We start from the raw sequence: 12,186 nt of genomic DNA, 5'->3' as shown, positions 1-12,186 counted from the left end.
CCCTGTGGTGCGACACCCGAGTCGATTTCAGCGTGCGATGTCGTCCACGGTTACGACGCGGTTCTGATACGCCCAGACGGCGGCTTGCAGGCGGGACTGCACGCCAAGCTTGGGCAGCAGCCGGGCGAGATGTGACTTGACCGTGGCGACCTCGACGACGAGTGCTCCCGCGATCTGCTCGTTCGACATGCCCTGCGCCAGCAACAGCAGGATCTCCCGCTCGCGGGCGGTGAGGATGTCGATCCCCCGCGCCGCTGTCACGGGGCGCAGCCGCCGTCGCTCCACGTACTCGGCGACGATGCGGCGAGTGAGAGTGCGGTCGAGAGTGCCGTGCCCCGCGGCGATATGACGGATCGCCCGCAGAATCTCCTCAGGGTCGGAGTCCTTGAGCAAGAACCCGGCGACCCCTGCTTCCAGCGCCCGGAAGACGTAGTCGTCGATGTCGAAGGTGGTGAGGATCAGCACCGGGACGGCTGGAGAAGCGTCGGGGCCGCAGATGCGGGCCGCGACGTCGATGCCGTCCATCCTCGGCATCCGGATGTCCAGGCAGGCGACGTCCGGCACCAGTTCGGTCACCAGGTCGAGGGCCTCCGCGCCGTCCGCGGCGACACCGACGACCTCGACGTCCTCCTCCGCGTTCAGCAGTGCGCTGAGGCCGGCGCGGACGAGAGGCTGGTCGTCGGCGACAAGGACTCGGATCATGCGGACCGCTCCGGAAGGTCGTGGCCGCTTTCGCGGGGGATGCTCATACGGGTCTCCCAGCCGTCGTCGCCGGTCGGGCCGGCGACGAAGAACCCGCCGATGAGGGCGGCGCGCTCCCTCATGCCGATGATGCCGTAGCCAGTACCCCGAGAAGCGGGACGGGCCTGCGGGCCGGGCGGTGCGTTGCGCACGGTGATCCGCAGCCTGCGTGGGTCGCGGTCGTCCACGGTGACGGCACAGGGGGCGCCGGGCGCGTGCCGTGAGGCGTTCGTGAGCGATTCCTGCACCATGCGATAGGCGGCCAGCTGACCCAGCGGGCTGACACCTGCGCCCGGATCCCGCTGTTCATCGCTCCGCAGATCGAAGTCGACACGGGCTCCGGTGAGACGGGCCGTCTCGATCAGACCGGGGAGAGTGTCGAGGGTCTTGACGCCCTCGTCTCCGTGACCGGCGTCGCGGAGCAATCCCACCAGACGACGGAGGTCCTCCAGGATCGCGTTGCTCTGCTTGCGGATCAGCAACGCTCCGGAGCGGGCTTCGCCCGGTGCCGAGGCGGTCTGCCGAGCGACGACCGAGGCCATCAGCGAAATGCCGGACAGATGGTGGGCGGCGATGTCGTGCAGTTCGCGCGCCATCGCAGCCCGTTCCAGGGCGATCGCCTCACTGACCTTGGCATCCCGCTCACGGGTGGCCGCCGCCAGCGCCTCCCGCTGCGCGGCCCTCGTCGCGCGCTGCGCGGCGATCAAGGAAGCCGGCAGCAGCGGCAGGCCGACCACCAGGCCCGCCTGGAGCACCGCCTGCATCGTCAGGGCCGGACTCCCGATGTGTCCTGCACCTCTGACGTTGACGACGTACGCGACCGCCACCAGCACACCCGAGGCCAGAGCCCACCAGCGCACATCCCGCCAGAGCCCGGTCAGCCCGGCCAAGAAGGCGGCGACCAGAACCGGCAACGCGGTGACGGTGAACAGTCCGCTGGGAAACACGGCCGCCAGGACGAGGGAGAGCCCGGCCGCGCAGCCCAACGTGACGGTCGCCCGGTGGTGGCTCCACAGGAGAGCCGCCGATTGCAGGGCAAGCGTCACGGCCAACCCCCACCAGGCGGCCATACCGAGTGGGGCTCCGGTGAGTGACGGGTCGTCACGCGCCAGCACGGCAATGATCCACAGGAGAGCCAGCGCGCTCAGCGCGGTCGTGACAGCGGTCGCTGCGGAGCGGGTCATGCCAGGTCGCCGCGCGGTCGTCACGACTCGATCATAGTTCGGTCCCGGTCGTACCCCACGTGGCGGGCGAGCGGTACCGCATCCTCATGGCCCGAGGGGAGGACCGGGTGGTAGCCGAGCCGGCCGCGGGTGGCGACCACGATCGCTGTCGCGGCAACCACGGCACCGGCCCCCATCGCGATGAGGGCGAGCTCCCCGTCCAGGCTGGGGAACATCTCGGTCCACATGACGGACGCGAAGGTGTTGACGCCCACGTGCATGAGCATGGACAGCGGCAGGCTCTGCCCGGTGCGGTTGAACACCCACGACATCACGATGTTGAACGCGACGCAGAACATGAGGAAGGCCAGAGGTCGTGTCCAGGACGCCTCGGGGTAGCCACCCCACTCGGTGAGGAACAGCGGGAAGTGCCACACACCCCACAGCGGGCCCAGAACGAAGGCGGCGCGCAGCGGCGAGAACCGGCTCTGCAAGAGGGGAAGGGCGAAGTCGCGCCACCCGGGCTCCTCGGCCAGACCGGTCGTGATCATCTGGAACAGCAGCATCGGCACGAAGGCGGTGAGCGCGGCGGCGGAAGGGGCGGCGACCTGCCCGCCGGAGAACGCCAAGCCGGTCAGGAGCATCCCGGCGGGGACGCTGAGCAACGTGATCGCGTACCAGCGCCCGCCGACCCGCCACCGCCACAGTCGGCGCGTCCAGGATCGCAGACCAGGCCGGCCGTCCACCAGCGCGGTCATCGCGAAAGCTGCGCCGATCGGCCCCAGATAGGCACCCGGGAGGACACCCAGCACCTGAGTGGTCCCCAGAATCGCGGGAAACCGGTAGTCCCAGAGGCCGAGGCCGTTCTGCGACAGGATGTACGGCACCCATGCCACCCAGCTCAGCCCGTTCGCGAGGAGGAAGAAGTAGGTCAGCGGACGCGCTCGCGCCATCGCGCGGAGCCTTGCCGGGAGGCGGTCGGGGACCCGTATCTCGGAGAGGCCGGTTCGGTTCTGTGTCATGACGGGAACGCTAAGGTTCCCTCGCCGGCGGGCTCTACGGCCCGATGGTTGCATCGAGGCAGTGCATCCAAAGGATGCAAACCCGCTCCACGGAGAGCGCGATCGCGTAGGGCGAACCAGCTTCCCGCACGAGCGTGCGTCAGTGTGCTTCGGTGGTGTGGCGGTGAGCCCTGGGTGTCGTGCCGCGGACCCGTTTGAAGGCCACGCTGAACGCGAACGGGTCGGTGTAGCCGACGGTGCGGGCGACGGAAGCGACCGTGGCGGAGGGCTGCTCGGTCAGTAGGTCCGCGGCAAGCGTCATGCGCCAATGCGTGAGGTAGGTCAGCGGCGGTTCGCCGAGCAGCTCCGTGAACCGTTTGGCCAGTGTCGAGCGGGACACTCCGGTACGCCGGGCCAGTGCGGCCACCGTCCAGGGCGCGGCCGGTTCGGCGTGCAGCAGGCGCAGGGTCTCGCCGGCCACCGGGTCCTTCTGTGCGGACCACCAGGCCGGGGGACGATGGCCGGGCCCATCGAGCCAGGTGCGCAGCGTGCACACCAGCATCCAGTCCAGGAGCCGGTCGAGGACGACCTGCTGGCCCGGTTCGTCGCGGGCGACCTCGGCGGCGAGGTGGTCAAGTACCGGGTCGCCGACGCCGCCGGCGGGTACGCGCAGCACGACGGGCAGGCTGTCCAGTAGCCGCCGGCTGATCTCGCTTCTCAACGGGTAGGCGCCGACGACCAAGGTTGTTGTGCCGCCCACTGCGTCGTCCTCGCCGGGTTCGTGCCAGCCCAGCCGGTGGCGGGTGCCGCCCTGCTCGGGGGTGGAGCACTCCTCGCTGCATATAAGGGGCTCGACGCTGGTTGCGGGGTCGTCGACGAAGGTGAAGGTCGAGGGGCCGCGCACCACGATCGTGTCGTGCGCACCGAGGCGTTCGGGTGGATGGCCGTCCGGAACTACCCAGCCGGCGCCGGTGAGGACGGTGCACAGCGTCAGCGGAGGACCGTCCACGAAGTGCAGGGACCAGGGCGGGGAGAGCGTGGAGCTGCCGAACAGGGAGCCGTGGGCTCGCACGCCGCGGAACAGCTCGCTGGTGATGTCCATCGCGTCAGGGTAGACGATCACAAAGGTATAGCGGCATTTCACCCATGGGAAAGTCCGGGCGGCAGGGCTTGCATGGAGGCATGAACGCACAAACTTTCCTTGTGATCGGCGCGACCGGACGGACCGGGCGCCGGGTCGCCGCCCGGCTGCGACTGCGCGGCGTGCCGGTCCGCGCCGCTTCCCGGTCCAGCGCGGTCCACTTCGACTGGTCCCAGCCGGCTGGCTGGGACCCCGTCCTGCGCGGCGTCGACGCGGCCTACGTGGTGCCCCCGCCGGTGCCGGGCCCGGTGCACGCGTTCGCGGCGCGGGCCGCAGCCGCCGGGGTGCGACGGCTGGTGCTGCTCTCCGGCCGCGGTGCGGACGACTGGGGCGGCTCAAGGTTCGGGAAGAACATGCTCTCCGCCGAGGAGGCCGTCCGCGGCGCGCCCCTGGAATGGACCGTGTTGCGGGCCTCGAACTTCGCCCAGAACTTCAGCGAGGACGTCTTCCACGCACCGCTGCTCGCCGGCGAACTGGCGCTACCGGCCGGGGACGTTCCTGAGCCCTTCGTCGACGTGGAGGACATCGCGGACGCCGCAGTCGCGGCACTGACCGAGCGTGACCGGCACGCCGGGCAGGTGTACGAACTGAGTGGGCCTCGTCCCGTCAGGTTCGCCGAAGCCGTCGAACTGATCGCGCGGGCGTCCGATCGGCCGCTCACCTACCGGCGGATCACGCGTGACGCATACGCAGCGGCACTCGTCGGGCGCGGCGTGGACCGGCACGAGGCCGACGAGGTCGCCGAGATGTTCGCGTTGCTGGCGAGCGGTTCGGTCGCGGGAACGACCGGCGACCTCGCCACCGTGCTGGGGGGCGCGCCGCGCACCTTCGAGGAGTACGTCGTCCGAGCGGCCGCAGCCGGCGTCTGGGATCCGCGGTGATGTCCCGTTCCCGCTTCTCCGACCACAAGCCGCACACCTGCACCTGCGAAGACCTCTGATCGCCGCGCCCCTACCCAAGGACCTACCGTCATGAGCACCGACGACATACCGCGCACTCTCGTGGTCATCGCGCACCCTGATCCCGGCTCCCTCACCCACCACGTCTCGGAACGTCTCGGCGCTGCCCTGCGCCCCGGGGAGGTCGAGGTCGCGGACCTGCACCAGGAGGGGTTCGATCCTCGATTCACCCCGGCAGACCGCCGCGCCTACCACGAGGGCGGCGGCCCACCGCCCGATGTGGTCCGCGAACAGCAGCGCCTGGACCGGGCGACCGACCTCGTTCTGGTCTTCCCGGTGTACTGGTGGTCGGTGCCGGCCCTGCTGAAGGGGTGGATCGACCGGGTCTTCGTGAGCGGCTGGGCCTTCGAGTCCTCCCCCGCAGCAGGGGTGCTGCCCAAGCTCCAGCGGCTCACCACGCACCTGCTACCGATAGCCGGTGCCGACGCCGGTGCGTACGAGCGGCACGGCTACGAGACGGCGTTGCGCACGCAACTCACGCATGGCCTCGTCGACTACGTCGGCAGCCGCCGCGGCGCCACCGCCTTCGTCCACGATTCCGAGCAGCTATCCAGCGAAGCCACGGGAACCACCGTCGACCGTGCGGTCCATACGGTCGCCGCCGCCGTTCGAGCTCCTGCTTCTCGTTCCTGATCCGCTGCCCCGGCTCCGCATACCCCGCATCCTTGAGGCGGGTCGGCGGAGCGCGGGGCGTGGGCCGCGACGGTCTATCCGTCCCGGCCGGGTCCGAGGTGTTCGCCCAAGAACCGCTCCACTGCGCGGTACACGGCGATCAAGTTCTCCGGGTTCTCGATGGAGTGCCCTTCGTCTCCCATGAGGATGTACTCGACGAGGGTCCCACGTGCCCGGAGGGCCTGGACCATGTTGTCGGATTCCGCCTGCCCAACCCTGGCGTCGTTGGCGCCCTGGGCGATGAGCAGAGGTGTGCGGACCTGGTCCACCCGGCTGATCGGTGAGCGGGCCAGCATGTCGGCTTCCTGGTGCGGATCCGCAGGGTCGCCGACCCAGCGGAACCAGTTGGCGGCAAGGGCCGGCCGGACGAACTCCGGTTGGTTGCGCAGGAAGTTCGCGAGGTCGGAGACCCCGAAGATGTCCACCGCTGCGGCGAAGACATCGGGGGTGAAGGTGACGCCGACCAGTGCCGCGTAGCCTCCGTAGGAGCCGCCCAGGATGGCCACCCGGTCCGGGTCCGCGTATCCCTGGCCGACGGCCCAGTCGACCCCGTCGATCAGGTCGTCGTGCATTTTGCCGGCCAGCTCCCCGATGCCGGCCTTCATGAACGATTTGCCGTACCCCGTGGAGCTCCGGAAGTTCACCTGAAGAACCGCGTAGCCCCGGTTGGCCAGTAGCTGGACCAAAGGGTTGAATCCCCAGCTGTCCCGGTCCCAGGGACCGCCGTGCACGAGCAGGGCCAGCGGCAGTCGGTGCGGCTCCGTGCCGAGCGGCAGTGTCAGGTGGGAGGGGAGCGCGAGACCGTCTCGAGAGGTGATCGTCACTGGTTTCATCGGCGCCAGCTGCTCGGGGTCCAGATGGCCGCGGGGACGAAACAGGAGGTGGCTCTCGCCCGAGGAATGGTCGTAGAAGTACGCGGCCCCGGGATCGCGGTCGTGGGTGAAGCTGACGACCCATCGCTGCTCGGTCTCGTCGGACGAGATGTCGGCCAGGTCGCCGTCGGACAGTTTCGTCAGATTCCCCAGGACCTCGGCGAAGTGCGGGTCCAATGCATGGATCACCAGCCGTTCCCCGAGATAGCGAACTCCGATGAGTTGGCCGGTACGCCGACTGAAGATGAGGGGGGAGGGCAGTGCGGGAAAGACGCGGGCCCGAGAGTCCAGGTCGTAGTGCGGGTGGGAGTCGATCTCTGTCTCCTCGCCGGTCGCTGTGTCCAGCCGGACCAGGCGGAGTCTGTCCGAGCCGCGGTACGAACCGAAGAGCACGCCACCGCCGTCGGCGGTGGCCTCCAGCGGATAGACACCCAACGGATAGTCCGCACCCTCGAACTGCGCCAGGTGACACAAGGTGCGCGTGGACTCGTCCCTGCGCGAGAGTCGCAGGTCGCCTTGTTCGGTGACCTCGCTTATGAGGGGGTCTCCGCCGCCACCGTAGAAGAGAGTGGTGGCTGCGCCTCCGGTGTTCTCCGCGAGCATCCGCAGGTCACCAGTGGCAATGTCCAGCTCGAAGAGGTCGAACACAGCGGGATTCCGGCTGTTGGAAGAGAACACCGCCTTCCCCGGACGAGTGGCGGGAAGCCTCAGATCCGTGATGCGTGCCCCGGGAAAGGGAGTCAGGTCGGTGGCCGCCGCGTCCGGGGCCTCCAGATCGACGCGGTACAGTCGACTGTTCTCGTCGCCGCCCTGATCCCGGGTGTAGAGCAGCCACCGCGGATTGCCCGTCCAGTGGTAGCTCAGCAGGTTGCGGTCCTCAGAGGTGACCCGCCGCGCCTCCTCGGGCGCGTCGACACTCCCGACCCACAGGTTCAGATGGGTCCTCCAAGGGGCCAGATAAGCAACCTTTGTGCCATCCGGCGAGATGGAGGCCCTGGAACGCCTGGGAGGCGCGAAGAGATCCTCGACGCTGATGATCTTCGGCAATGCCATATTGGTTCTTCCCGTCGTTTCCCCCGGACAGCGATTGGTGAGGCCTCGAAGGCAAGGGCTCCGCGTGGGGCCAGGGTCTGGAGCCGACCGCACCCGCGGCCGACACTGTCACTTAGTGACAGTGTCATTAAGTGACATTTCTGTCAACCGGATACCGCGCCCTACCTCCCACGCCCCGCACCACCCGCTGAAGATCAGCGTGCCGACAGCCTGCGAGAATTCGGGCACGCATGAACCGGCCGAAAGCCTCGCCGTTCGTTCACGCCGGAGTTCGAAGCCGAGATCGTCGGGCTGTGCCGACGGGGTGCCCGTTCGGTCCGTCAGGTCGCCCAGGACTTCGAGTTGACCGAGACCGCGGTGCGGGACTGGGTGAAGCAGGCCGGGGCCGACGCGGCGGGCGCAACGGGCCGACCAGCAGTGAACTCGCGGAGCTGACCGCGTTGCGGCGGGAGGACCGTCGGCTGCGCGAGGACGTCGGCGTCCTCAAGCGGACCACAGCTTCCTTCGCGAAGAAGACCCGGTGACGGTGCCGGTGCGGGATGTCGAGCTGAACGAACAGATCACCGAGGTCCATGCGCGATCACGCGGGACCTACGGAGTTCCGCGCGGGCATGCCGTGCTCACACGCGAGGGTGCCGGCTGCGGCCGGCGTCGTGTCGTACGACTGACGCGGGCCGCCGGGCTGCAGGGCTGCAGGGCCGGCACCGTAGACGACGGCAAGCGACTACGATCCCCGACCTCAGGACTGCTTTGCGCCCCGACCTCATTGCCCGGGACTTCCAGCTCGACCGCACCGGGCTCGACACCCGCTGGTGCGGCAACATCACATACATCCCGACCGGCAAGGGCCGGCTCTGTCTGGCCACGGTCATCGGCATCGCCTCCCGGCGCGTGGCCGGCTGGGACAACCGCCGATCACCTGCGGACCGATCTGGTGGCCGACGCACTGGCATCTGCTGGCCGGCAGCGTCGCCCCGCCCGTCCCGCGATCTTCCACTCGGATCGCGGCAGCCACTTCGCCGATCTGGCCGCGGCAACGCCCTGCTTCCAGAAGAGACGTGCGACCTGCCGAGAGATTCCCAACTGGATCTGGCGACGCCACTGCTCGCTCGTCCCGGGCTCGGCAAAACCGCTCACCCCCGGACCAGGTAGCCTGCACGCGGTCGATCGGCGAGTTCGCTCTCGTCCTCCTGGCCCGGTTCGCCGCACGGGGCTGCGGGCTGCTCAAATCGGCCGTGCCCTCGGGTGGATGAACCTCGTCGAGCAACCGGGCAGTCGCAGACCCTGAGCCCGGCTCTCTCCAGTCGGCGAACGCGACGGCGCGACGACGTCACAAGGGCCGCCCTTGCCGGATGTCGTTTTGCCGCATTTCGGCGTCCGGTTCATCGGGCGCCCGGCCCGGGGAGCCGAGCCGGCGGTACTGGCCGCGCAGTTGTGTCGGGCACGGTCAGGGCTTATCCCTAGCCGTCGTTGCCTGAACCACTGTCCGCACCCTGACACCTCTGAGGAGAATTGCACGTATGACTACTGTGTTCTCGCGCATCATCACCGGGGAGCTGCCCGGACTCTTCGTCTGGCAGGATCCTGAAATCGTCGCTTTCCTGTCCATAGCTCCGTTGCGGCCTGGCCACACCCTCGTGGTGCCGCGGCGTGAGGTCGACCGGTGGACGGACATCGACGGGGCCCTCCTGGCGCGTTCCTTCGAGGTGGCCCAGGCTGTGGGGCAAGGGGTGCAGCGGGCCTGGAACGCCCCGCGCGCCGGCCTCGTCGTTGCGGGCTTCGAGGTACCGCATCTGCATATACATGTCGCGCCGGTATGGGACATGACCGACTTCGATTTCAGCAAGGCCAAGCAGGAGAAAGACCAGTCGGCTTTGACCGGAGCAGCGGCAAAGCTGCGTGGTGCCCTGCTGGAACTCGGTTATGAACAGGCTCGGGACTCCGCCCCGGAATGTGAACGATCACGGTAGCGCGGACGGCACCGGTGCGGGGCGATGTTCGCGTCCCGGATCGCCAGCAGGAGGTCTCGATGGGAGACGGCCTCGCCACGGACTCCATCAGCTTGTCGAGAACGTCAACCTCCCCAGGCGTGAGAACCACGGTGCCGACCGCAAGTGTCTGCTGGCGTTCGTCCTGGCCGAGGGGCAGGCCGCGGACAGTCCGCAGTTTATCCCCGTGCTGGGGAAGATAAGGGTCCGCGTGCCCCTCGGCCGCCCCCCTGACCCGGCCGGACGCGGTCGCCGAGGACAGGGCCTACTCGTCGCGCGGCAACCGGGCACACCTGCGGCAACGCGGCATCAAGGCGGTCATTCCGGAGAAGAGGGACCAAGCCGCCAACCGTAGGAAGATGGGCTCCAGAGGCGGTCGACCCGTCGGTCACAATGCCAGCCTCTACAAGGAGAGGAACACGGTCGAACGCCTGATCAACAAGCTCAAAGCCTGGCGGGGCGTCGCGATCCGGTATGACAAGACACCCGGCAGCTACCTCGCCGGCCTGCACCTGCGCGTTTCGATGATCTGGATCAAAGACCTCACCCGCACCACCCCGTGAGCACAGCTCGATACACGCGGGTGACCTGACAGTCACGAGCCGCTGGCATCGGAGACTTGCCCGGTCAGAGCGGGCCGACTGTCCTGTAGACGGAGACGTGGGAGCGCGACTCCGCGGTGAATTCCGCGCCGGTCCAGTCCGCGTGCCTGGACTCCAGCGTCATTCCGGCCAGCTCGGCCATCAGGTCGAGCTCAGCCGGCCAGATGTATCGGTGTGGGCTGCGAAACAGGCTGGCCTCGCGGCCACCTTCGGCGTCGAACCCGAAGTGGTGCGAGACGACCTGCTGGCGCAGGACATCGTAGGTGTCGAGCCCGATATAGCCCGGCGCCGACCCGAAGACCACGCCCTGCTGGCCGGGCGGCAACTTGCGAAGCTCGGGGACCCACAGCTCGATGACGAACCGCCCACCCGGCGCGAGGTGGAGTGCGGCGTTTCGGAAACAGGCAACCTGCTCAGCCTGCGTGAGCAGGACCGAGATGCCGTTGTAGACGAGGTAGACGAGCTGGAACTCGCCCGGGACTCGCGCGGCGGCCATGTCGCCGACCACGACTGGAATGGCCGCCTCGTCCGCTTGGGTACGGAGCTGATCGACCATCGGCTTCGACAGCTCGATGCCACTGACCGGGACGCCGCGCTCCGCGAGCGGCAGCGCCACCCGCCCGGTCCCGATGGCGAACTCCAGCGCCCGCCCGCCCTCGGTGAGCTCCGCCAGGCGGTCCACCGTCGGCCCCAGCACCTCCGGTGCGAACATGCCAGTCCCAGGGGTGTCGTAGCTCTGAGCGGCCCGGTCATCCCAAATCTCACTTTGAAGCATGAGCAGCGATGATTGACCACCATCCGAGGCACGTCAACGCACTTTCTCCGCAGCCGGGATGAGGGCGCGCCACTGCGGGTTCCTACTCGGCCCCAACGACGGCAGCTTGCGAAGCACCAGCGATGCTCTACGGGCCGGCCAGGCCCATGACGTGACGTGCCCGTCTTCCACGCTGGCGGACACCTCGGCGCGGACTCAAGCAGGCACATTGATCGCGACTCGATACGCGCCCTAGGACAAGCGCCCTACTCAGAACGCCAGTCGATCGGCGGTGCCCTCGCCCGACTCGGCAGGTACCTCGGCGATGTCGACCGGGTCGCCCACGGCGCCCCCCGTGGCCGTTCGGACAGCATCGGCGATGAAGGCGAAATTCTCGTCACCGAGCTTCCGCGGATCAGTGCCATCCAGAAGCCCTGCTCCCACGTACTCGTTGAGGATTCGCAGGGCGGCAGACGCAGCCGCGGCGTGCAGACGTACCTGCAGGTCGTCGTGCTCAAGTCCGAGCCGGGTCGCGATGACCGCGGCCAATTCATGTTCCACTTGATCGCAGGCCATCAGCCAGGCCGTACGCAGGGCCGGCTCGGTATCGGCCAGTCGCATCATCTTCACGCCCAACCCGGCATCGGCCTGCCCCTGCGTGCCAATCTCGCTGGCCAACCGCTTCGCCTCCGTGGCGAAGTGCTCCTCCAGTGAGCGGTGCGGCGGCCAACTACGCAAAGTGGCCAGTTCCCACTCCACGCTCTGCGCGATGATCGGCTCCGCGCAGCTCTCCTTGCTGCGGAAATGGCGCCAGATGGTGCGAGTCGACAAACCCACCGCCTCCGCGATCTGGTCACCGCTCGTGCCGTCGACGCCCTGCGCCCAGAACAGACGTGCCGCCTCCCGCGAAATCTCCAAGCGCACACGATGGCGCCGCTGCTCACTCATCCCGCCACGTCCTCGCCTGGTCGATGCCTCGTCGTCGGTCATCTCTTCACCACCCGTCTCCACAATTTTCACCTAGTGCCACATTGGCACTAAGTGACGATTTTCGCCAGCCCCCACACGACCCCGCCTCTCGACCCGGCCGACCCTGACCCGCAGGTCGAGTGCACTGATAGGCGGATTCCGCCGCGAAACCGGCGAGAGCGACGGCCGCGCTGCCCGAAAGTACGCCCGAGGGGCTTCACGGCACATCACCTCACGCGCCGAAGTTCACCGCATCCCTCACCGCGGACCG

General features: G+C 68.5%; 10 protein-coding genes and 1 pseudogene. 4 read left to right on the top strand and 7 right to left on the bottom strand.

Annotated elements, in window-relative coordinates; genetic code table 11:
• Positions 1-27 precede the first annotated feature (27 nt).
• From SACTE_RS27485 to SACTE_RS27470, 4 genes are all read right to left on the bottom strand, one after another.
• On the bottom strand, positions 28-702 hold the full coding sequence (locus SACTE_RS27485; protein ID WP_014049283.1) for a response regulator transcription factor: 675 nt from the start codon (positions 700-702) through the stop codon (positions 28-30).
• Positions 699-1,925, bottom strand: coding sequence for a histidine kinase (locus tag SACTE_RS27480; RefSeq protein WP_014049282.1), 1,227 nt, complete (start codon positions 1,923-1,925; stop codon positions 699-701). The genes SACTE_RS27485 and SACTE_RS27480 overlap by 4 nt, the downstream gene beginning before the upstream one ends.
• A 20-nt stretch (positions 1,926-1,945) precedes the next feature.
• Complete coding sequence (locus SACTE_RS27475) at positions 1,946-2,926, bottom strand: CPBP family glutamic-type intramembrane protease (RefSeq protein WP_014049281.1); 981 nt, start codon at positions 2,924-2,926, stop codon at positions 1,946-1,948.
• A 139-nt stretch (positions 2,927-3,065) separates the two neighbouring features.
• Positions 3,066-4,007 (bottom strand): AraC family transcriptional regulator, encoded by a 942-nt coding sequence (locus tag SACTE_RS27470; protein ID WP_037758885.1) that lies wholly within the window; start codon positions 4,005-4,007, stop codon positions 3,066-3,068.
• A gap of 80 nt (positions 4,008-4,087) precedes the next feature.
• Between SACTE_RS27470 and SACTE_RS27465 the strand changes: the two genes are divergently transcribed.
• Together SACTE_RS27465 and SACTE_RS27460 are read left to right on the top strand one after the other, a co-directional pair.
• The gene (locus SACTE_RS27465; RefSeq protein ID WP_026359084.1) at positions 4,088-4,927 is read left to right on the top strand and encodes an NAD(P)H-binding protein; all 840 of its coding nucleotides are present in this window, start codon (positions 4,088-4,090) and stop codon (positions 4,925-4,927) included.
• A gap of 90 nt (positions 4,928-5,017) precedes the next feature.
• Positions 5,018-5,638 carry an NAD(P)H-dependent oxidoreductase gene (locus tag SACTE_RS27460; RefSeq protein ID WP_014049278.1) on the top strand — a complete coding sequence of 207 codons (621 nt, stop codon included), beginning with the start codon at positions 5,018-5,020 and terminating at the stop codon, positions 5,636-5,638.
• Positions 5,639-5,712: 74 nt separating this feature from the next.
• Here SACTE_RS27460 and SACTE_RS27455 read toward each other — a convergent pair whose 3' ends face one another.
• Positions 5,713-7,602, bottom strand: a complete 1,890-nt coding sequence (locus tag SACTE_RS27455) for a S9 family peptidase (protein ID WP_014049277.1) — start codon at positions 7,600-7,602, stop codon at positions 5,713-5,715.
• A gap of 1,520 nt (positions 7,603-9,122) precedes the next feature.
• Between SACTE_RS27455 and SACTE_RS27445 the strand changes: the two genes are divergently transcribed.
• Positions 9,123-9,572 carry an HIT family protein gene (locus SACTE_RS27445; RefSeq protein WP_014049275.1) on the top strand — a complete coding sequence of 150 codons (450 nt, stop codon included), beginning with the start codon at positions 9,123-9,125 and terminating at the stop codon, positions 9,570-9,572.
• Between the two features lie 133 nt (positions 9,573-9,705).
• Positions 9,706-10,153, top strand: a pseudogene (locus SACTE_RS27440) (transposase); the annotation flags it as partial.
• Positions 10,154-10,217: 64 nt separating this feature from the next.
• On the opposite strand, the gene SACTE_RS27435 reads toward SACTE_RS27440, so the two are convergent.
• Positions 10,218-10,967 (bottom strand): class I SAM-dependent methyltransferase, encoded by a 750-nt coding sequence (locus SACTE_RS27435; protein WP_014049274.1) that lies wholly within the window; start codon positions 10,965-10,967, stop codon positions 10,218-10,220.
• A 249-nt stretch (positions 10,968-11,216) separates the two neighbouring features.
• Positions 11,217-11,936 (bottom strand): TetR/AcrR family transcriptional regulator, encoded by a 720-nt coding sequence (locus tag SACTE_RS27430; protein WP_014049273.1) that lies wholly within the window; start codon positions 11,934-11,936, stop codon positions 11,217-11,219.
• Positions 11,937-12,186 lie beyond the last annotated feature (250 nt).

Source organism: Streptomyces sp. SirexAA-E (genome assembly GCF_000177195.2).
GTDB classification, from domain to species: Bacteria; Actinomycetota; Actinomycetes; order Streptomycetales; family Streptomycetaceae; genus Streptomyces; species Streptomyces flavovirens.
This window is presented reverse-complemented; position numbering and strand designations above follow the sequence as displayed.